The organism is Streptomyces sp. BRA346 (genome assembly GCF_052851135.1).
The window spans coordinates 60374-80285 of the sequence record NZ_JAIWIH010000015.1 but is presented as its reverse complement, the minus strand read 5'-3'; the positions used below and the strand labels follow the sequence as shown (position 1 = coordinate 80285).

Annotated in this window: 17 protein-coding genes and 1 pseudogene; 8 read left to right on the top strand and 10 right to left on the bottom strand. The window is 73.5% G+C overall.

The genetic code is table 11. From position 1 onward, the window contains the following. Positions 1-23 precede the first annotated feature (23 nt). Together LCH29_RS19645 and LCH29_RS19640 are read right to left on the bottom strand one after the other, a co-directional pair. Positions 24-2114 (bottom strand): 3-hydroxybutyrate oligomer hydrolase family protein, encoded by a 2091-nt coding sequence (locus LCH29_RS19645; protein ID WP_446463030.1) that lies wholly within the window; start codon positions 2112-2114, stop codon positions 24-26. Positions 2115-2209: 95 nt separating this feature from the next. After that, entirely contained in the window at positions 2210-3526 is a 1317-nt protein-coding gene (locus LCH29_RS19640; RefSeq protein WP_446463029.1) for a CitMHS family transporter, read from the bottom strand. 145 nt (positions 3527-3671) lie between these two features. Here LCH29_RS19640 and LCH29_RS19635 point away from each other — a divergent pair, with 145 nt between their 5' ends. From LCH29_RS19635 to LCH29_RS19625, 3 genes are all read left to right on the top strand, one after another. Further along, complete coding sequence (locus tag LCH29_RS19635; protein WP_446463028.1) at positions 3672-4616, top strand: LysR family transcriptional regulator; 945 nt, start codon at positions 3672-3674, stop codon at positions 4614-4616. Between the two features lie 105 nt (positions 4617-4721). Next, complete coding sequence (locus tag LCH29_RS19630; protein WP_446463027.1) at positions 4722-5933, top strand: CaiB/BaiF CoA transferase family protein; 1212 nt, start codon at positions 4722-4724, stop codon at positions 5931-5933. Further along, positions 5923-6828, top strand: coding sequence for an HpcH/HpaI aldolase/citrate lyase family protein (locus LCH29_RS19625; protein ID WP_446463026.1), 906 nt, complete (start codon positions 5923-5925; stop codon positions 6826-6828). The genes LCH29_RS19630 and LCH29_RS19625 overlap by 11 nt, the downstream gene beginning before the upstream one ends. Positions 6829-7057: 229 nt before the next feature. Here LCH29_RS19625 and sigJ read toward each other — a convergent pair. Next, positions 7058-7947 (bottom strand): annotated as a pseudogene (sigJ, locus tag LCH29_RS19620) (RNA polymerase sigma factor SigJ). Between the two features lie 278 nt (positions 7948-8225). Between sigJ and LCH29_RS19615 the strand changes: the two are divergent. Together LCH29_RS19615 and LCH29_RS19610 are read left to right on the top strand one after the other, a co-directional pair. Beyond that, positions 8226-9287: a glycoside hydrolase family 5 protein gene (locus tag LCH29_RS19615; RefSeq protein WP_446463025.1), complete on the top strand. Its 1062-nt coding sequence runs from the start codon at positions 8226-8228 to the stop codon at positions 9285-9287. 13 nt (positions 9288-9300) lie between these two features. After that, positions 9301-11097, top strand: coding sequence for a glycoside hydrolase family 9 protein (locus LCH29_RS19610; RefSeq protein ID WP_446463024.1), 1797 nt, complete (start codon positions 9301-9303; stop codon positions 11095-11097). A 75-nt stretch (positions 11098-11172) separates the two neighbouring features. Here the strand turns inward: LCH29_RS19610 and LCH29_RS19605 are convergent, their stop codons facing one another. The 3 genes from LCH29_RS19605 to LCH29_RS19595 all read right to left on the bottom strand — a co-directional run bounded on the left by LCH29_RS19605 (position 11173) and on the right by LCH29_RS19595 (position 13251). Then, the gene (locus tag LCH29_RS19605; protein WP_446463023.1) at positions 11173-12030 is read right to left on the bottom strand and encodes an SCO6745 family protein; all 858 of its coding nucleotides are present in this window, start codon (positions 12028-12030) and stop codon (positions 11173-11175) included. Positions 12031-12130: 100 nt separating this feature from the next. Continuing rightward, a complete protein-coding gene (locus LCH29_RS19600; RefSeq protein WP_446463022.1) occupies positions 12131-12619 on the bottom strand; it encodes a glutathione peroxidase in 489 nt (162 codons plus the stop codon). Between the two features lie 146 nt (positions 12620-12765). Then, complete coding sequence (locus tag LCH29_RS19595; protein ID WP_446463111.1) at positions 12766-13251, bottom strand: hypothetical protein; 486 nt, start codon at positions 13249-13251, stop codon at positions 12766-12768. A gap of 4 nt (positions 13252-13255) precedes the next feature. Between LCH29_RS19595 and LCH29_RS19590 the strand changes: the two genes are divergently transcribed. Beyond that, the gene (locus tag LCH29_RS19590; protein ID WP_257232565.1) at positions 13256-13342 is read left to right on the top strand and encodes a DUF3761 domain-containing protein; all 87 of its coding nucleotides are present in this window, start codon (positions 13256-13258) and stop codon (positions 13340-13342) included. Positions 13343-13397: 55 nt separating this feature from the next. On the opposite strand, the gene LCH29_RS19585 is transcribed toward LCH29_RS19590, so the two are convergent. Both LCH29_RS19585 and LCH29_RS19580 read right to left on the bottom strand, forming a co-directional pair. After that, entirely contained in the window at positions 13398-14321 is a 924-nt protein-coding gene (locus LCH29_RS19585) for a YceI family protein (protein ID WP_446463021.1), read from the bottom strand. A 303-nt stretch (positions 14322-14624) separates the two neighbouring features. Further along, positions 14625-16439 (bottom strand): FAD-dependent oxidoreductase, encoded by a 1815-nt coding sequence (locus LCH29_RS19580; protein WP_446463020.1) that lies wholly within the window; start codon positions 16437-16439, stop codon positions 14625-14627. 131 nt (positions 16440-16570) lie between these two features. Between LCH29_RS19580 and LCH29_RS19575 the strand changes: the two genes are divergently transcribed. Continuing rightward, positions 16571-18361, top strand: coding sequence for a helix-turn-helix domain-containing protein (locus LCH29_RS19575; RefSeq protein WP_446463019.1), 1791 nt, complete (start codon positions 16571-16573; stop codon positions 18359-18361). A 326-nt stretch (positions 18362-18687) separates the two neighbouring features. Here LCH29_RS19575 and LCH29_RS19570 read toward each other — a convergent pair whose 3' ends face one another. Next, positions 18688-19023: a hypothetical protein gene (locus LCH29_RS19570; RefSeq protein ID WP_446463018.1), complete on the bottom strand. Its 336-nt coding sequence runs from the start codon at positions 19021-19023 to the stop codon at positions 18688-18690. A 25-nt stretch (positions 19024-19048) separates the two neighbouring features. On the opposite strand from LCH29_RS19570, the gene LCH29_RS19565 reads away from it, so the two are divergent. Continuing rightward, entirely contained in the window at positions 19049-19486 is a 438-nt protein-coding gene (locus LCH29_RS19565; RefSeq protein ID WP_446463017.1) for a nucleoside hydrolase, read from the top strand. A 28-nt stretch (positions 19487-19514) separates the two neighbouring features. Here the strand turns inward: LCH29_RS19565 and LCH29_RS19560 are convergent, their stop codons facing one another. Beyond that, positions 19515-19859, bottom strand: a complete 345-nt coding sequence (locus LCH29_RS19560) for a hypothetical protein (protein WP_446463016.1) — start codon at positions 19857-19859, stop codon at positions 19515-19517. Positions 19860-19912 lie beyond the last annotated feature (53 nt).

Sequence of the window (19912 nt, the reverse complement as noted above, 5' to 3'; positions counted from 1 at the left end):
GGCCGGACGCCTGAGCAGGGGCCCTACGGGACGCGTACGGTCCCCCGGATCACCCGCACCCGGTCCCCCGCCGGCGGATCGGCCGTGATCGGGGGCACGTTGGCCCGTGTCAGCTCGGGGGCGTGCCCCGGCTCACCGCCCCGGGGCACCGTCCGCACCACCTGGCTGGGCGGCAGCTCGCCGCCCCGCGCCCGCAACCGCTGCCACATCACATCCAGCGCCTGCTGGTAGTAGTACCCGAGCGGGACGTATCGGGTGTCCAGGCCCGGCGTCTGCGCGTCGCTGTGGTGGGCGTGGGTGACCTCGACGTAGCTGACCGTGGAATTACCGTGCTGGGAACGGGCGTTGAGGCCCAGGTACGGCCGCGAGCTGTGGTTCACGGGCACCCTCGTGTCGTCGCGGCCGTGCACGATGAGCGCCGGTTTGCCGTGCAGATCGCCGCTGCGGCGCGTGGCGTCCAGCCCGGCGGCCAGCCGTGCCGCCCAGCCCTGTCCGTCGGCGCCGCGCTGCGGATGGGCGAGCCGGTACACACAGCGCTCGCCGCGCAGATTGTAGTCGTGACGGCCGTCCGCGTCACGGGATTTGCTGTCGGCCACGGGCCCGCCAGGCGCGTTCTCGTCGATCAACATCCCCGGGGCGGGCGCCCGTCCGGGGCTGGTGCCGAAGGCGGCGGCCAGCTCGGAGCGGCGGTAGGGCACCGGGGTGCCGGAGTCGTCGGTCCGCGCCCATCCGTAGCCGCACAGCGCGTCGTCCACCGAGGCCCGGGCGTAGCTCATCGCGTACGACGCGGGGGTCTGCGGATCGTAGTGCGAGAGCTGCAAGTACCCGGACTGCGGCTGGAATCCGGCGCGTACGAGGGCCCGCGCGGCGAGCCGCGGCAGACCGCCCTCCCCCGCCCGCTCCGCGGCGCGGCGCGTGATGAGCCGGGGGTCGTCGCCGACCAGCGCCGCGCACCGGCGGCGCGCGGCGGGGACGTCCAGGGTGGCGTAGCCCGGTGCGGAGGGCTCGGTGAGCGCGGCGCACGGCTGGAGCAGCGAGGCCAGGGAGTTGTACCGGATCAGCGGCAGCCCCGCGGCGGGGACGGCGCGCCCGCCCTGGCGCACCCGGATGCCGCCTCGCGGGGCGAGGTTCATCTGCGGTTCGGAGGCGACGACGGCGTCGATGAGCCCCGTACGGTCGTCCTCGCCCGCGGCGACGGCCGCGCCGCCGCCGTTGGAGACGCCGGTGGCCAGGACCGTGGTGGTGGCGGCGGTGTAGCCGCCGTGGGGCGCGCCGCTGCGCCGGTCGCGGTTCAGGACGGCGAGCGCGAGCCGCACCGAACGCAGCACATCACGCCCCCAGGTGGCCTGCGGATCGGTGCGGGAGTGCGCCATCTTGTACGCCACGCGATACGGGCGCGCCGCGTCGAAGCGGGCCCGCTCGGCGTCGGTCAGCCCGGCGCCGAAGGCGCTGCGGTCGCCCAGCGCCGTGCGCGGTCCGGTCGTACCGTCGTAGGCCATGACCGTGCCGGAGTGCAGATCGTCGAAGGCCGGGCCCATGCCCTTGTCGGTGTAGGCGACGGCGCACCCGCGGTGCAGCCCCCAGGCCCCGGCCGTGCCGACCATGCTGTAGACGCCGCCGAGTCCGGTCGCGGGCGCGGCCACCACGCAGGGCCGGGCGCGGTCGAAGGTGTCCGGCACCTGGACGACGAAGCTCACGCTGTCCGCGCCGCGCCCCGCCACCGCCCGGTACTCGGTGCCCGCGATCCGGCCGTCGCCCGGCAGCGGGCGGCCCCGGTCGACGTTGGCCCCGTACAGCCGCCCGAGTCCGCCGCCGGACCCTGCCCTCATTCCGGCGGACGCCCAGATGGCCTGGCGGCGCAGTTCGGCGGCGGTGGGCCGGTCGGGGTCGGCGGGGGCGGGCAGCGGGCCGCGCAGCCCGTCGAAGCCGAGCCCGGCGGTGAGCAGATCGTCGCCCGTGCCGTCGTAGTGGACGAAGGTGAGGTGGTGGAACCCGGGAGGCGGCGGTGCCTCCGCCGCTGCGGCGGCGGGGGTGAGGGACGCCGCGGTCAGGGCGACAGTCAGCAGACTCGCGGACGTACGGAGTCGGCGTCGGCGTCGGCGTACGGATGGCATCGCGGAGGCTCCTCCTCGGGGCGGCACGGTGTTATGGGCGGTGCCTCGGCACGGCGTTACGGGCGGCGGCACGGCGGTACGGGCGGCGCCCGGGGTCACAGCGGCACGGCGCCCGTCACCATGGCGACCGCGGTCATCACCAGCGTCGTGCCGAAGGCCCAGCCGAAGATGAACCGCTGGTGCTCGCCGAGCTGCACACCGCTCATGCCGAGCAGGATGAACGTCGCGGCGGTGAGCGGGGAGAGCGGGAAGCCGGTGGTCATCTGGCCGAGGACGGCGGCGCGGGCGACCTCGGCGGGGTCGGTGCCGAAGGAGTCGGCGGTTCCGGCGAGCACGGGCAGGATGCCGAAGTAGTAGGCGTCGGGGGTGAAGACGAGGCTGAGCGGCATGCTGGTGACGGCGACCAGCGCGGGCAGATGCCCGCCGAGGCTGTCGGGGATGACCTCGACGATCGCGTGGGCCATCTTCCCGATCATGCCGGTGCCGGTGAGGATGCCGGTGAACACACCGGCGGCGAAGATCATGGTGGTGACGAGGACGACGCTGTTGCCGTGCTTCTCCAGCAGGGCCTGCTGGTCCTCCCAGCGGGGGTAGTTGACCAGCAGCGCGATGGCGAACGCGAGCACGAACAGCACCGGCAGCGGCATGACCTCCAGCACCAGCCCGGTCAGCAGGGCCAGGGTGAGAGCCAAGTTGAAGACGGTGAGCGCGGTGCCCGCCCGCCGGGCCACCCGCGGCGTACCGGGGCCGTCGCCGACGGACGCCGCCGGGGCCGGTTCGGGCTCGGCCGTGACCGCACCGCCCAGGCGGGTGCGCTCCCGGCGGCCGATGGCATACGCGGCGAACAGCACCCAGGCGATGCCCCCGGCGAAGGCGGGCAGCAGCGGGGTGATGATGTCGGAGGTCTCGAGCTTGAGGGTGGCGGCGGCCCGCGCGGTCGGTCCGCCCCACGGGATCATGTTCATCACGCCCGCGCCGAGGGCGACGACCCCGGCGAGCACGAGCCGGCTCATACCGAGCCGCCGGTAGACGGGCAGCAGGGCGGAGATGGAGATGAGGAAGGTCGAGGCGCCGTCACCGTCGAGCCCGACGCACATGGTGAGGACGGCCGTGCCGACCGTGACGCGCAGCGGGTCGTTCTTCGCGATGCGCAGGATGACACGGATCAGCGGCTCGAAGAGCCCCGCGTCGATCATCAGGCTGAAGTAGAGCACCGCGAAGGCGATCATGATGCCGGTGGGGGCGACCTGGGACAGCCCGTCGAGCGCCATCGGGCCGAGGTCGTCCCCGTAGCCGCCGATGACCGCGGTGACCACCGGGGTGAGCACGAGGGCGACGAGCACCGAGACCCGTTTGAACATGGTGAGCAGCAGGAAGCCGCCGATCGTGCAGAATCCCAGGGCTGCCAGCATGCGCCGCTCGCTTCCTCGTCCGGTCAGGTGTTGCCGAAGAGTGTCGGAGCGGCGAAAGATCCGCGTCCAGCATCGAACACAGATCTATCCATGCGTTCTGCGCAACAGTTCCCCCGGGCGGCGGTCGCGCATACGCTCGCCGACCATGGACGTCACTCTGCGCCAGCTCACGGCGTACACCGCGGTCGCCCGCGCGGTCAGCTTCACCGCGGCGGCCGCCGAACTGCATGTGTCCCAGTCCTCCTTGAGCCGTGCGGTCGCCGATCTGGAACGCACGCTCGGCATGCGGCTGCTGGAGCGCGACACCCGCAACGTCGAACTCACCCCGGCCGGGGCGGAGGCGCTGCGCATCGCCGACCAGATCCTCGCCGCGCACCGGGCGGGCCTCGCGCAGCTGGGCCGCTATGTGGCGGGCGAGCGCGGCACCGTGTCGCTGGCCACCCTCCCCTCGGTGGCGGCCGTGCTCCTGCCCCCGGTCATCTCCGCCTTCCGCGCCCGGCGCCCCGAGATGACCGTACGGCTCCTGGACGGACTGGAACGCTCGGTGCTCCAGCGGGTCGTGGACGGCGACGCCGACTTCGCCGTGAGCACGGTCCCCCGCCACCAGGCGGCCGGCGGCATCCAGCTGCGGCCCCTGGTGCGCGACCGCTTCCACGCGGTCCTCCCCGAACACCATCCGCTCGCCGAGCGGGACGAGGTCACCTGGGAGCAGCTCGGCCGCGAACCGTTCCTCGCGATCGGTACGGACTCCAGCGTCCGCCGCATGACGGACGCCGCCTTCGCCCGGGCGGGCAGGGACACCGCTCCGGCGGCCGAGGCGTCGAGCGTGGCCACGGTGGGCGGCCTGGTGGCGGCGGGACTCGGCGTCTCCGCCCTCCCCGCCCTGGTCCACCCCCTGATCCCGCCGGGCCCCCTGGTCCGCCGCCCGCTGGTCGCGCCGGTGCTGGAACGCCGCCTGTACGTGGTTCTCCCGGCCCACCGGGCGCTCCCGCCGGGCGCGGGGCGCTTCCTGGAGGAGCTGGAGGCGTTCCGGGCGGCGGGCCACCAACTCCCGGAGGGTGTGGTGTGGGAGGAGACGGACGCGGACTGACCTGCACGCGGGGTTTCCGCCTCGGCCTTCCTTTGCGATATCCGCATGAATTGATGTTCGTTCAATGCTGGACCCGCATATCCCCCACCCCGCAGCCTGAACCGCATGGAGGACCACACCAGCACACGGCAGGGACAGCTCGCGGGGCTCAAGGTGGTGGAGTTCGCCCACGTCGTGGCGGGCCCGCTCGCCGGGGGCATGCTCGCCGACCAGGGCGCCGACGTCGTACACGTCGAGCCGCCCGGTGACGGGGACGCCGCCCGGGCCATGGGGCCCCGCCGGGACGGGGTCCCGCTCTGGTTCAAGGTCGCGGGCCGCAACAAGCGCTCCGTGACGCTCGACCTGCACCACGAGTCGGGCCGGGAAGTCGCCCGCGAACTGGTCGCCTGGGCCGATGTGGTGATCGTGACGCTGCGCGCCGGGCGGCTGCGCGCCTGGGGTCTTGACTGGGAGGCCGTCCACGCGCTCAACCCCCGGGCCATCCTGCTCCAGATCTCCGGCTTCGGCGCCACCTCCTCCCGCGCGGACGCCCCCGGCTTCGGCAAGATGGGCGAGGCCCGCAGCGGGGTCGTCCACCTCACCGGCTTCCCCGAAGGACCGCCCGTGCACACCGGCTTCTCGCACGGCGACGCCGTCACCGGCCTGATGGGCGCGTTCGCGGTGCTCGCCGCGCTGCACCGCCGCAACACCGACCCGGACTTCGACGGCGAGTGGATCGACCTGGCCCTCTTCGAACCCCTCTACCGCCTCGTGGAGTGGCAGATCATCGCCTACGACCAGCTCGGTACGGCCCCCGAGCGGGCGGGCAACCAGCTCGCGGTCGCGCCCGCCGCCGTCATCAACACCTACCGCAGCGGCGACGGCGACTGGCTCACCGTCACCTCCGCCACCACCCGCTCGGTGCGCAACGTCGTACGGCTCCTCGGCCTGCCCGACGCCGAATTCGCCACCGTCGAGCAGCAGCACGCGGGCCGCGACCGGCTCGACGCGGCGCTGCGCGAGTGGATCGCCGGGCGCCCCTCGGCCGTCTGCCTGGAGGAGTTCGAACGCGCCGAGGTGGTGGCCTCCCGCGTCTTCACCGCCGCCGACATCGCGGCCGACCCCGTCTACGCCGAGCGCGAGGACATCATCACCATCGACGACCCCGATCTCGGCCCGGTCCGGATGCAGGCGGTCATCCCGCACTTCCGCCGGACTCCCGGCGCGGTGTGGCGCACCGGCCCGGCGCTCGGCGAGGACAACGCCCTGGTCTACGGGGAGTGGCTCGGCATCGACGACAAGCGGCTGGCGCGGCTGGAGGACGACGATGTCATCTGAAGCACGAGGCCGGGTCCCGCTGCGCTCCCTGCTCTTCGTCCCGGGCAACAGAGCCGACTGGCTGCCCAAGGCCGAGGCGGCGGGCGCCGACGCCGCGATCCTCGACCTGGAGGACGCGGTCCCCGACGACGGCAAGACGGCGGCGCTCGACGCCGTGACCCGCGCCATCGACGAGGCGGGCGCGCGCCGTATGCGGCTGTTCGTCCGTATCAACGCCCTCGACCGCGCGGCGGGCTGGCAGGCCGCCGACGAACTGCGCGCCGTGGCCCGCCCCGGCCTCTACGGCATCGTGCTGCCCAAGGTCGCCCACGCCGACGACGTGACGGCCGCCGACCGGATGCTCGCCTGGTGCGAGCGCCACCACGGGCTGCCCGACGGCCACTTCGCGCTCGTACCCCTGCTGGAGACGGCGCGCGGGCTGCGCGAGGCGTACGCCATCGGCCGGGCCGCCGGCCGCGTCGCCCACCTGGGCGCGCTCACCGGCCCCGGCGGGGACGTGGAACGCGCCGTGGGCTACCGCTGGAGCCCGGACGGCGACGAGACGCGCGACCTGCGCGCCCGGGTCCTGCTCGACGCCCGCGCCGCGGGCTGCCCCCACCCGGTGGCCGGGCTCTGGACCGACATCGCGGACCTCGACGGACTGCGCCGCTTCGCCGGGCAGAACCGCGCCCTGGGGTACGAAGGGATGGCGGTGATCCACCCGTCGCATGTGCCGGTCGTCAACGAGGCGTTCTCCCCCGGCCCCGACGAACTGGCCCGGTGCGCACGGCTGATCGCGGCCGTGGAGGAGGCCCAGGCGCGGGGGGCCGGGGCCGTGCGGTTCGAGGGACGGATGGTGGACGAGGCGATGGCGGCCACGGCCCGCCACACGCTCGCCCAACGCGCCGATATGTGAGCGGACCCCCGCGTCGGCGGCCGTCGCCACACCACCGTGACAGCCGGGACGACCGCGATCGCGACGCCCGAGGCGGCGCCACGCCCAGCACAGGCTCGCCGGCGGCCGACCAGTGAGACGCCTCGGTCGTCCTTCCGGCCACCGCCGGGAGGTGCCCCGCCCGGTAGGGCGGTTTCCGGCGTGGCGCGCTCCCGGCAGGGCCGGACGGGGCACTCACCCCCGGCCCCCCTCAATCCAGCACCGTCAGGTCGAGCCGGGCCAGCCGCTTCGGGTCGGCGAGGATGTCGATCGCGGCGATCTTCCCGTCCGTGACCGTGAAACCCAGCACCGAGAACGGCCTGCCCTCGCGGGTCCCGACCACCCCGACGGCCCCGTTGACCAGCGCGGGCCGGGGGACGCTGCCCTCGCCCCCGGCGCGGGAGAAGGTGAGCGCCTGATTGGCCACGTCCTCCGCGCCGCGCACCTCGCGGAACGCGAGCGGGGCGGCGGCGCCGAAGTCGGCCCGTAGCACGACCTCCGGGTCGAGCAGGGCGACGAGCCCGTCGAAGTCGCCGTCGCGCGCGGCGGCGAGGAAGGCGTCGACCACCGCGCGCTGCCGGGCCAGGTCCGGGTCGGGGACGGGCGCCGCGCCCCGGACCCGGCGGCGGGCGCGACTGGCGAGCTGACGGGCTGCGGCCGGGCTGCGGCCGACGATGGGCGCGATCTCGTCGAACGGCAGGCCGAACAGATCGTGCAGGACGAACGCCAGCCGCTCAGCGGGAGCCAGCGCCTCGAGGACGACCGGCAGGGCGAGCCTACCGAGTCGGCGAGCAGCGCCTGGTCCTCCGGGTCGACCCCGCCCGTACCGCTGAGGACCGGGTCCGGGACACGCGCCCCGAGGGGTTCCTCCCGGCGGGCGGTGCGCGTGCGCAGCATGTCGAGGCACACGCGGCCGACGACCGTCGTCAGCCAGCCGCCGAGGTTCCTCACCTCGCTGGTGTCGGAGCGGCTGAGCCGCAGCCACGCCTCCTGGACGGCGTCGTCGGCCTCGCTGAGCGAGCCGAGCATGCGGTAGGCCACCGCCCGCAGATGGCCGCGGTGTGCCTCGAAGGTCTCCGCCAGGAACGCGTTTCCGCCCATCGGCCCTCGCCCTCTCTCCTCGTCATGTGTCATCAGAACACTGACGTACGGGCCGCGGCCGATGGGACAGCGCGGGCGGGCGACAGGGCGAGCGGGCGACAGGGCGGGGCGGACACCGGCACCGGCCGGTACGCCCGTTCGGCCCCTCAGCCCTTGACGCACCGCGGTCCCCTCACTACATAACTTGGGAGCGCTCCCAAGACGTTCGCAGCCCAGCCGCCGTTGTCATGACCCGGGCAAACCACCCGGACCGACCGCTCCCCCACCAGGAGTCGCCCATGCGTACGACCGCCCCCACCGGCGCCACCGCACCTCGCGTCGTGGCCGTCGTATTCGCGGCCATCGCCGCCCTGCTGCTGTCCCTGCCGTCCCTCGCGCCACCCGCCCGCGCCACCACGGCGGGCATACAGGCCACGCACGGATTACGCGCCGCGGGCGGATTACATGTCGCGGACGGCAAGCTGGTCGAGGGCAGCGGCAGCGCCTTCGTGATGCGCGGCGTCAACCACGCCCACACCTGGTACGCCACCCGGACCACCCAGGCGCTCGCCGACATCAAGGCACTGGGCGCCAACACCGTGCGGGTGGTGCTGTCCACCGGGGACCGCTGGGCCAAGAACGACACCGCCGACGTGGCGAACGTCGTCGCGCAGTGCAAGCGCAACCGGCTCATCTGCGTGCTCGAAGCCCATGACACCACCGGCTACGGCGAGCAGGGCGGCGCCATCGCCCTCTCCCGAGCCGCGGACTACTGGATCGGCGTGCGCTCCGCCCTCGCGGGCCAGGAGGGCTACGTCGTCGTCAACCTCGGCAACGAGCCGTACGGAAACACCAACGCCGCCGCATGGACCGCCGGCACCAAGGCCGCCGTCCAGAAACTGCGCAGCGCCGGAATCCATCACGCCCTGATGGCCGACGCCCCCAACTGGGGCCAGGACTGGGGCTTCACCATGCGCGACAACGCGGCCTCCGTCCTGGCCGCCGACCCGGACCGCAACACCGTGTTCTCCGTCCACATGTACGGAGTCTTCGACACCGCCGCCGAGGTCAAGGACTACCTCACCCGTTTCGTCAACGCCAAACTCCCGCTCGTCATAGGCGAGTTCGGCCACAACCATTCCGACGGCAACCCCGATGAGGACGCCATCATGGCGAACGCCCAGACGCTCGGCATCGGCTATCTGGGCTGGTCCTGGAGCGGCAACAGCGGCGGTGTCGAATACCTCGACATGGCCACCGGGTTCAACGCCGCGTCGCTCACCAGCTGGGGACGGCGGATCTTCAAGGGTGCGAACGGCATCGGGTCGACGTCCGGAGAAGCCACGGTCTACCACTCCTAGAAGGGCCACCACCATGCCCCCGTCCTCTTTCCCCTCTCCTGCCCGCACCGCCGCCGCCCTGCTGGCCGGAGCGCTGCTGTTCGTCGCCGCGCCCACCACCCAGGCGGCCGTGGCCGCGCCCCCGGCCGTCCACGTCAACCAGCTCGGCTATCTGCCGGACGGCCCCAAACGCGCCACCGTCGTCACCGCGAGCACCACCGCCCTGCCGTGGCAACTGCGCGACGCGTCCGGCGGGACGGCCGCCTCCGGCACCACCACCGCGGGTGGCGCCGACGCCGCCTCCGGCGACTCCACGCAGCTGGTGGACTTCTCCTCGTACCGGGGAACGGGCACCGGCTACACCCTCACCGTGGACGGCCGCACCAGCCACCCGTTCGACATCCGCGCGGGCCTGTACGACGGGCTGCGCGCGGACGCGATGTCCTTCTTCTACCAGCAGCGCAGCGGCACACCCATCGAGGCGCGGCTCGCCGGTGCGGCGTACGCGCGCCCGGCCGGCCACCTCGGTGTCGCGCCCAACCAAGGTGACACCAGCGTGCCGTGCCAGCCCGGCGTGTGCGACTATGCGCGCGATGTCCGCGGCGGCTGGTACGACGCCGGTGACCAGGGCAAATACGTGGTCAACGGGGGCATCGCCACCTGGCAGCTGGTGAACTCCTTCGAGCGCGCCCGGCGGGCGGGCCACGCCGCGGCCCTCGGCGACTCCACCCTGCGCGTGCCCGAGCGGGGCAACAAGGTGCCCGACGTCCTCGACGAGGCGCGCTGGGAGCTGGAGTTCCTGATGCGGATGCAGATCCCGGACGGGAAACCGCTCGCGGGCATGGCCTTCCACAAGATCCATGACGCGGCCTGGACCGGTCTGCCCACCCGCCCCGAACAGGACTCCCAGCCACGTGAGCTCCACCCCGCGTCCACCGCCGCCACCCTCAACCTGGCGGCCACGGCGGCCCAGTGCGCACGGGTCTACGCCCCCTACGACGCGGCCTTCGCCGCCCGCTGCCTCGCCTCCGCACGCCGCGCCTGGACCGCCGCCCAGGCCCACCCCGACCGGCTCGCCCCGGACTCCGACGGCACGGGCGGCGGCGCGTACGGGGACACCCGGGTCGGCGACGAGTTCTACTGGGCGGCCGCCGAGCTGTACGCCACCACCAAGGAGAGCCGCTACCGGGACGCGGTGACCTCCTCCCCCTTCCACACCTCGGACGTCTTCACCGCGGCCGGTTTCGCCTGGCACGACACCGCCGCCCTCGGCCGCATCACCCTCGCCACCGTCCCGAACGGCCTGCCCGCCGCCGACCTCACCCGCGTCCGCGCCTCCGTGGTGTCCGCCGCCGACGGCTACCTGGCCACCATGGGCCGCCAGGGCTACGCCGTCCCCCTGACCACCGACGGCTACGTCTGGGGCTCCAACGGCCAAGTGGCCAACAACGCGAGCGTCATCGCCGTCGCCCATGAACTCACCCGGCAACCCCGCTACCGCGCCGGCGCCCTGGAAGCCCTGGACTACCTCCTCGGCCGCAACGCACTCGGCCAGTCCTACATCACCGGCTACGGCGAACACCCCGCCCTCAACCAGCACCACCGCTTCTGGGCCCACCAGTACGACGCCTCCCTCCCGAACCCACCCGCGGGCTCCTTCGCAGGCGGCCCGAACGCGGCCCTCCAGGACCCGGTGGCCCAGGAGAAGCTGGCAGGCTGCAAGCCCGCGAAGTGCTACCTCGACGACATCGGCTCGTACTCCACCAACGAGGTGGCGATCAACTGGAACGCCCCGCTTGCCTGGCTGGTGGCATTCGCCGCCGAACGCTGAGGCGCCCCGTTCTCCCGCACGCCCCGGGCGGCCGCACCCGACGGTGCGACCGCCCTGCGCGGCTCGCCGCCGCGATCAGCGCAGTTGGTCGTACGTCCCGGCCGCGGTGAACGCCTCGTTGATCGGTGCGAGGAGCGAGACGAGGCGACGGGCGCCCGTAGCGCCGATCGGCGCCCACAGCGCGGCGCAGTGCTCGTCGGTCTCGACCTCGATCTGCTCGCGCGCCGCCGTCCCCGCATCGGTCACGGTGCCATCGGCGTCGAGCCAGCCGCGCGCGACGAGACGTGCCGTCGCCGCGGCCCACTCCTCGTCGTTCCACTGGCGGGTCGCACGCGCGAGCGCCGTCGGGATGCGCCCCGTCGCGGCCTGGATCACGTTACAGTCACACGGCCCGAGGTGGTTGGCGGCGAGCACGACGAGATGCGCGTCGCCGCGCCACTCGCGCACCACCGTGACCTGCTGCCACAGCGCGACGAGCGGATCGGCCGGAAGCGCGACCGACGCGTTCCCGGCGGCCAGCGCCTTGCCCGCGTGGTCGGCACCGGCGACCACCGGGTCGATCAGCGACCGCGCCTCCGCGATCTGCTCGTCCGTGAGCTTCACGCCGACGCGCCGTAGCGCACGTTCGGCGGTCGCGAAGCGGGCGGCCTGCCACTGCTCGGGGGAGGCGGCGTCCCACACACCCGTCATGGCCTCCACGGACCGCGGGCTGAAGTTGTAGAAGGTCGCGAGCGCGACCTCCCGCGGAACCGCACCCATCGCGGCCGACCGGAACGCGAAGTAGGCGGGACCGCGGTCGGTCACGCCGAACTTGGCCGCCTCCTCCGCGGCCTCGGGGACGAAGTAGATGAAACCGTGAGCCGCGCTGATGGCCTGGCTGACCTCGCGAACGGCGTTCATGTCGATACGGGCGCTGTCGTCGGGGAGTGGCATTGCGGATGTTCTCCTGGTGTGTTGAGAGATCGCCTTCGAATGACGATCTGTCAACACCACGTCGTGGAGCGCTTGTTCCCTCTCATCGCCCCCATCGGGCTCAGCTCGGCAGCTGGGCCTCGATCGCGTCGACGACCTCCGCCGCCTCCGGCTCGGTCCGCGGCCGGAAGCGTCCGACCACCTGGCCCTGGGGCGAGAGCAGGAACTTCTCGAAGTTCCACTGCACGTCCCCGGCCTCCCCCGCCGCGTCCGGGGTCCGGGTCAGCTCGGCGTAGAGCGGATGCCGCTGGTCGCCGTTGACGTCGGTCTTCTCCAGCAGCGGGAAGGAGACGCCGTACGTGGTCGAGCAGAAGGTCTCGATCTCCTCCGCCGTCCCCGGCTCCTGCCCCGCGAACTGGTTGCACGGAACCCCCAGCACGGTGAACCCGCGCCCGGCGTACCGCTGCTGCAACCGCTCCAGCCCCTCGTACTGCGGCGTCAGCCCGCACCTGGACGCCACGTTGACCACCAGCACAGCGGCGCCCTGATGCGCGCCGAGCGTGGTCGGCTCGCCGGACAGGGTGCGCAGGGGAATGTCGTACAGACTCATCGCGGATCCCACCTTCGTCGTTCGACCGATGCGGCCAATCTATGCGATCACGGAGCGACGGACCCGGATCACAACTTGACCACGACTCACACACAAACTTTTCACTTTTCAATTACCGCGGTTATGGTCAGCTCCTCGAGTTTCACTCAAGGGGGGACTATGTCCAGGAATAACCACCCAACACCGCCGCCTCCGGGCCCGGCGTCCCGTCGGCCGAGATGGGCCCGTAAGCGCGTCGCCATACCGGCCGCGGCCGCGCTGCTGTTCGTCGGCATGGGCATGGGCTCGGCGGACGGGGAGGACGCCAAGGCGGCAAGCCGGGCCGAACCCGCGCCCACGGTGACGGTGACGGTTACCGCGAAGCCCGCCCAGGTCAAGCACAAGGCCGAGCCGACGCCGACCGTCACGGTCACCAGGACCGTCACGGCCAAGCCCGAGCCCGAGCCGAAGGCCACGCCGAAGCCGCAGGTGACGCGGAGCGCCGAAGCGCCCGCCGACACCTCGTCGTCCGGGTCGGGGACAGGGTCCTCCGGGTCCGGGTCGGGGCCCTCCGGGTCCGGGTCGGGGTCCTCCGGGTCGGGGTCCGGGTCCGGGGACTCGGCTTCCGGGGGGACCGGTGGGGGTGGGGCCACGGCGTTGTGTGAGGACGGGACGCTTTCGTACGCCGCGCACCATCAGGGTGCCTGCTCGCATCACGGTGGGGTCGCCGTCTTCTACCGGTGACACGGCGACGGGGCGCGCCATGGTGGCGCGCCCCGTCGGCGTAGCGGCCCGCGGGCTATTCCGGCGGGGTGGGGGTGTCGTGGTTGCGGTACATCGCCTGGATGTCGAGTTCCAGCTTGACCGTCGGGCCGACGACGGCGATGCCGCGAGCGAGCATGTTGTGCCAGTTGAGCGTGTAGTCCTCGCGGTGGAGTTCGGCGGTGGCGTGGGCCGCGCAGCGGAGTTCCTGTTCGTAGCCGCCGTTGACCGCGCCGAGGTAGGTGGTGTCGAGGGTGACGGAGCGGCTGACGCCGTGCATCGTCAGGGGGCCCTGGATGCTCCACTTCGCGCCGCTGCGCCAGGTGAACTTGGTGCTGGCGAAGTGCATGTCCGGGTAGTTCTCGACGTCGAGGAAGTCCGCCGAGCGCAGGTGGTTGTCCCGGGTCTGGTTGCCGGTGGAGATGCTGGAGGCGTCGATGAGGACCTCGACGCGGGAGTCCTCGATGCGCTCGGCGACGTGGATGCCGCCGCGGAAGCGGGTGAAGCGGCCGTGCACGTTGGCCATGCCGACGTGGCGGGCGATGAAGCGGATGGCGGTGTGCGGGGGGTCGAACAGCCAGGTGCCGGGCGGGGGGAGTTCGAGCTGCTGCGAGGGCTGCATCGGGATGCGCAGGGGGTCGCCGCATTCGCCCGGCCTGATCTCGGTGGTGAGGCGATGGGGGGTCAGGCCGCTGCCGGTGATCAGTACGGAGTACTCGCCCGGCTCCAGGGTGGCGACGAACAGCCCGTGCGGGTCCGTGGTGGCCTTGACCGCCTGCTTGCCCGCGCCACGGGTCGCGGTGATGGTGACCTCGACACCGCCCAGCGGCTCGCCGACGGGGTCCAGGACCTCGCAGCTGAAGGCACCGGCACCGACGGGCATGGGGAGGCGGAGACCCGATCCACGGTTCGGGCGCTTGGTTCTCATGCGCCGGAGCAGTGCGAGGGGTGTTGCAGTCATCTCTCTAAAGTTTCTCTCGGTAACGGGGTCTCCCCATGATGGGGGGCGCAGGGGGACGTCACCCATCAGGGGCGGTTGTATCAGCCAACGGCTTCGTGCGCGCCACTCATGAGGTCGCGCGTGACACCACGAGAGCGAAGTCGGCGAGACAGTAGGGGGGTCCTGACACCGTAACGGGTGGCCGGCCCGGGATCGTCGACCAGGGGAAGTCCCGCACCGGGCCCGTTGGGCGGCGCTCGCCGGTGTCCACGAGGCCAAGCGGGGTGGGCTCGGTCTCGCGGACACAGATGTGCAGATGGCGGGTCAGGAAAGTGAGGATGTTGCGCAGCCGCGGCTCGGGGGCCGTGAGTCGGCCTCCTCGGGTGCCGGGCGCGCGTGTCCGAGAATCTGCCTCAGCGCACCGGTCAGCAGGTCCGCGGCGTCCGGTGGGGCCGTGGCGTGGCGGAAGCCGATGTAGTTGTCGGGGCGGGCAAGCAGGGCGCCGCCGTCCGCGGTTTCGCGCAGGTTCGCCCAGTCGCCGTAGGGGTCCTCGTACTCCTGGCCGGGCCCGATGACGACGGTGGCCACCTCGACGCCCAGGTCGCGCCGCGCGGCCTCGGCCGCCTGCCGCCAGCAGTCCCCGCCGATGCCGGTGAAGAGGGTGAACCGCCCGTGGCCACCGAGGTCGAGGGTCGAGAGGCGGTCGCCGCCACGGGTGACCCAGGCGTGCGGCAGCTTGGCACCGGGCCGGGTGGAGGGCTGGTGGTACAGCTCCGGGTCGCGGACGAAGCCGGGCTCGGGGGTGTCGTCGGGGACGACGGCGGCCGAGGAGTACCGCTGGTTCATCTCCACGCCGTGCGCGTTGAACTCGTACACCTTGGCGGCGATGGCCTCGCGCAGCCGCTGCCGCTGCTTCTCGGCCTCGGCGGTGGCGTCCTTGCGGGCGGCGACGTTGCGCCACATCTGCTCGGGGTCGGTGGTGGACAGCAGGTTCAGCGCCTCGAAGACGGGCGCGGTCTCGCCGATGCTCTTGTTGGCGCGTTCGACCGTCTGCCGCCCGACCGGGGCCCGCTCGGCGGTGTAGCTGTCCAAGAGGGCGGGCGCGGCGGTGCCGTCGAGGACGTGGCGGAGCTTCCAGGCGAGGTTGTACGCGTCCTGGATGGAGGTGTTGGAGCCGAGGCCGTTGGACGGCGGGTGGCGGTGCACGGCGTCGCCCGCGCACAGCACCCGCCGGTCGGCGTAGGTCTCGGCGTACAGGTGGTTGACGGTCCAGGCGGAGGTGGAGGTGATGCGCACCGGGATCTCGTCGTCGCCGAGCAGCCGCCGCACCACGGACAGCGCGAACTCCTCGGTGAGGTCCGGCGGACCGGACTCCAGGTCGTACCCCCACACCACCATCCACTCGGTCCAGGGGCGCACGCAGCGCACCAGCCCGGCACCGATGCCTCCGACGGTGGCGCCGGGGGCGAGCACCCAGTAGAGCGTGGAGGGGCGGTGGGCGGTGAGGGCGGTCAGGTCCGCCTCGAAGACGATGTTGAGGCTGCCCGCCACGCCCATCCGCCCGACGGTGGGCAGCCCGGCGTTCTCGGCGACGCGGCTGCGCCCGCCGTCCGCGCCGACCAGGTAGCGGGCCCGGATGCGGTACGTGTCGCCGCGCAGCCGGTCCCGTACGGTCGCGGTGACCCCGTCGGCGTCCTGCTCGTGTGCGAGGTATTCGGTGTCGAAGCGCAGCGCGGTGCCCCGGGCGACGGCGGCGTCCACCAGGACGGGCTCCATGAGGTGCTGCGGCATGTCGCACATGGGGCTGGGGCTCGCCAGCTCGTGTTCGGCCTGGACGCGCGGGTCGTTGCCCCAGGAGCGCAGCCGCCCCAGCTCCTCGCCCGCGAGGCTGGTGCAGAAGACGGTGTTCCCCATGAGGTGCTGCGGAGTGGCCTGCGCCCGCACCCGCTCCTCGACGCCGAGGTCGCGCAGCACCTCCATGGTGCGCTGGTTGGTGATGTGCGCGCGGGGCGTGTCCGCGAGGCGGCCGTACCGGGTGACCATGATGTTGGACACGCCGTAGGTGCTCAGGGCGAGCGCCGTCGCGGCTCCGGCCGGGCCGCTGCCGACGACCAGGACGTCTGTCTCGACGGTGTTCACGTGCGTATGGCTCCTCTCCTGGCGGCCGGTTCGGTTCACAGGGTCCGGCCAGCATTGATGATCTTGATCCAGGAGGGTGCGGCGGAGGTGTCTCAATACGAGACACCCGGGCCGTATACGGTGAGGGCCCTGTGACGAGCATCCACGACAACCCGGCCACCCCGGCCGCCGCGGCTCTCGCCCCGGTGCGGCGGGCCCGTGAGCGGTTCCTCGGCGGGCGGCCGCCGGGCGAGGACATCCCCGACGCGCTGGCCGAGGCGTGGCGGCGGGCCCGTTTCCTCGGCGTACGGCGGGATCTGGCGCCGCCGCCCGCCCCCGTGCCCGCGCACGCCCCGCTACTGGCCGCCGCGCGCCCGGTGCTCGACCGCGTCCTGCCCACCCTGGCGGGCTGCGACACGGCGCTGGTGCTCGCCGACTCCCGCTGCCGGGTGCTGTGGTCGGGCGGCAGCGGGCCGGCGCCCGCGGCGGGGTGCGATCTGTCGGAGCGGACGGTGGGGCACCACAGCGCGGTGCTCGCGCTGCGCCTCGGGCGCCGGGCGGAGACGCACGGCCCGGAACACGTCCTGGACCTGTGGCAGGAGCTGTCGGCGGTCAGCGTTCCGGTGTACGAGCCGGGAGCGGGCCGCCCCGCCGGGACCGTCACCGCGCTGACCCCGCTGCGCGAGGACCGCGCTCCCCACCCGGGCACGGCCCTCGCCGAGGCCACCGCGCTCGCGGTCGAGTCCGAGCTGCTGGGCCGGGCCCGGCCCCCGGAGCGGCTGCTGCTGGACGCGTATCTGCGCCACGCGCCGGAGGGGCACGCGGTGGTGGCGCTCGACGGCAGCAGCCGCATCGTCAGCCCCGGTGCGGCACGGCTGCTGTCGGACGAGACGCTGGCCGGGCTGGAGCGCCGGGCCACGGCGCTGCTGCGGGACGCGGGGGCGGCGGACGGGCGGCAGCCGCGGGAGTTCCCGGTGCCGGACGGTGCCGGGCTCGTCGTCCGGATGACGCCGGTCGTGCACGAGGGCGAGATCATCGGCGCGGTCGCGGTGGCCCGCCCGGACCCGGCGGAGGGTACGGCGGCCGCTCCGGCGCGTCCGCCGGGGCGGAGCGGCGAGGAGCGGCTGCCGGGGCTGGCCGGTGCGTCGGGCCCGTGGCGGGTGGCCGTCGCCCGGGCCACCGGGCTGGCCCGGACCGCTGAGCCGCTGCTGCTGACCGGGGAGGCGGGCGTCGGCAAGTCCTCGCTCGCCCGCGCCCTGTTCGCCTGGCGCGGCACCACCGAGCCCCTGGTGGTGGACGCCGCCGAGGGCGCGCCCGGTGACGTACCGCGCTGGTGCCACGCCGTGGCGGAGGGGGACGGAGCGCCACCGCTGCTCGTGCTCCACGCCGAGCGGCTGGACCAGCCCGATGTCGCCGCGCTGCTCTCGCTGCTGGCGCGGCGGCCCGAGGTGCCGCTGACGGCGACCCACACCCCGGGCACCCGGGTCGGCCCGTGTCTGCGGCGGCTGCTGGATCTGCTGACGGCGCGTTCCGTCGTCCTGCCGCCGCTGCGCGAGCGCGTCGAGGACATCCCCGTCCTGCTGCCGGGGCTCGCCGGGCGCCCCTCCCCCGGCCGCCCGCCGCTGTCCTGGAGCCTGGACGCGCGCCGGGCCCTGGAACAGCACAGCTGGCCGGGCAACGTCGCCGAACTGTCCCAGGTGGTGCGGGAGGTGGCCGAGCACCGCCGCGCCACCGGCCCGGTCCGGCGCGGGGAACTGCCGCCCGGAATGCGGGTGCCACCGGCCGCGCGACGGCTCAGCGGGATGGAACGGGCGGAGCGCACCGCGATCCTGGAGGCGCTGCGCCGCCACGGCGGCAACAAGGCACGCGCGGCCGAGTCCCTGGGCATCGGCCGCGCCACCCTGTACCGCAAACTGCGCGCCCTGGGCGCGGACCAGCCGTAGTTTCTACGCCCCGGGGTCGGCGACCTTGATGTGCCGGGCGTCTCGACGGGTGGCAGCGGGACGGTGAGTGTCCGGTGGGCCACCTCTGCCAGGCGCGACGCGCCGTCCCGGCAGTCGCCGAGATCGACCCCGGCCGCCGCGAGGGTGTCGCGGAACTCCGGTACGGACATGGGGAGTTCGCACCGCAGCCGCACCCGGGTGCCGGGCACGAGGCGCGCCCCCAGGGCGGCGTAGAGGCCGGGGCCGCCCGGGCAGTCGTAGTGTGCCGGGTGTCCGACCCCGCACGATGTGGTCGACCGATACGCCACCGATCACACCGGTCGGGGTCACCGGGTCTCCTCGCGGGTGTCGCGCCGCGGCAGCCACATGGGCAGCCCTTCCGCTTCCGCCGCGCGGTCGAGCCGGTGCAGCAGTGCGATTCCCTCCAGGGCGACGTCGATGGCGGCGATGTGCCCGGCGCCGGTTTCGAAGGGCGCGCCGGTGCTGATGTTGTCGGCGACGGAGCAGATGGCGCCGCCGCGGCGGCCGAAGAGCCGGGCGAGGGTGACGATCGCGGCGTTCTCGCGGTCGCCCGCGAGGACTCCGGCCCGGGCCCAGTCGTCGACGAGCGTGGTGTGCCAGGACGGGAGGTAGCCGCCGACACCGGGGCGGCCTCCGGCCACGAAGTCGCTGTCGGTGGAGCGGATCGTGCCGAACGTCTCTGTCGACCCCGAGGCGGCCCGCGCCGTCTTCCACGCCGGTTTCCGGCTGACCGCCATCGGCCTCGACGTCGCGACCCGCCCGGAACTCGATCTCGGCGCCGCACACCTCGCCGCGCTCGCCGCATCGGCCACTCCCGAGGCCGCGTTCCTGCTCGACGTGCGCGCGTTCGTGCGCGACCGGGGCTTCTTCGGCGACTACTGCGGACTGATCGACTCACTCGCGGTCGCGGCGGTCCTGGAACCGGGCCGCTTCGACCTGGTCGATCTGCGGGTCGAGGTCGAGACCAGGAGTGAGCCGGCCCTGGGCCAGACCATCGTGGACGCCCGCGAACACTTCGTCTGGGACCACCTCCCGACCATCGAGGTGGCCGCCGACGCCGACTTCCCGCGCTTCCTCGACCGACTGGTGGGCACGCTCTCGTAACCCCGCCCGGGATCAGGCCGCCGGGCCGTCAGCAGGTGTCGGCCACCGCGTCGATCTTCGCGCCGAACCGGCCGCTGTAGTTGCTGGCGTAGTCGCCCTTGCGGACCGAGCGGCATTCCTTGCCGGTGGCCCAGTCGATGAAGGCCCCGGTCCTGTTGGCCCGGAAGGAACCCACGTGGTCCACGAACCGACTGGGCAGGTCCACGTAGCCGCCCCGCCAGGTGTAGAGCTCGCCCGTCCCGTCCTGGAACCGCCACAGGCAGATCGCGTTGCTCGCGCAGGCGGGCAGCGCCTGGGCCTGCGTGGAGGTGCCCAGCGTGGTCACGACGACCGTCCCGGCAACCAGCGCGGCGCGCACGAGGCGTGCGTTCATCCCGTCCTCCTTGACGCGGAAGCGAATGCCCCGATTGTCCACCGCTCACGTGA

Excerpts from the sequence above, each read along its gene's own strand:
- LCH29_RS19560 (WP_446463016.1), bottom strand. The coding sequence starts at position 19,859 with ATGAACGCACGCCTCGTGCGCGCCGCGCTGGTTGCCGGGACGGTCGTC.
- LCH29_RS19635 (WP_446463028.1), top strand. The coding sequence starts at position 3,672 with ATGGACGTCACTCTGCGCCAGCTCACGGCGTACACCGCGGTCGCCCGC.
- LCH29_RS19645 (WP_446463030.1), bottom strand. The coding sequence starts at position 2,114 with ATGCCATCCGTACGCCGACGCCGACGCCGACTCCGTACGTCCGCGAGT.
- LCH29_RS19605 (WP_446463023.1), bottom strand. The coding sequence starts at position 12,030 with ATGCCACTCCCCGACGACAGCGCCCGTATCGACATGAACGCCGTTCGC.
- LCH29_RS19625 (WP_446463026.1), top strand. The coding sequence starts at position 5,923 with ATGTCATCTGAAGCACGAGGCCGGGTCCCGCTGCGCTCCCTGCTCTTC.
- LCH29_RS19615 (WP_446463025.1), top strand. The coding sequence starts at position 8,226 with ATGCGTACGACCGCCCCCACCGGCGCCACCGCACCTCGCGTCGTGGCC.
- LCH29_RS19630 (WP_446463027.1), top strand. The coding sequence starts at position 4,722 with ATGGAGGACCACACCAGCACACGGCAGGGACAGCTCGCGGGGCTCAAG.
- LCH29_RS19585 (WP_446463021.1), bottom strand. The coding sequence starts at position 14,321 with ATGACTGCAACACCCCTCGCACTGCTCCGGCGCATGAGAACCAAGCGC.
- LCH29_RS19610 (WP_446463024.1), top strand. The coding sequence starts at position 9,301 with ATGCCCCCGTCCTCTTTCCCCTCTCCTGCCCGCACCGCCGCCGCCCTG.
- LCH29_RS19640 (WP_446463029.1), bottom strand. The coding sequence starts at position 3,526 with ATGCTGGCAGCCCTGGGATTCTGCACGATCGGCGGCTTCCTGCTGCTC.
- LCH29_RS19600 (WP_446463022.1), bottom strand. The coding sequence starts at position 12,619 with ATGAGTCTGTACGACATTCCCCTGCGCACCCTGTCCGGCGAGCCGACC.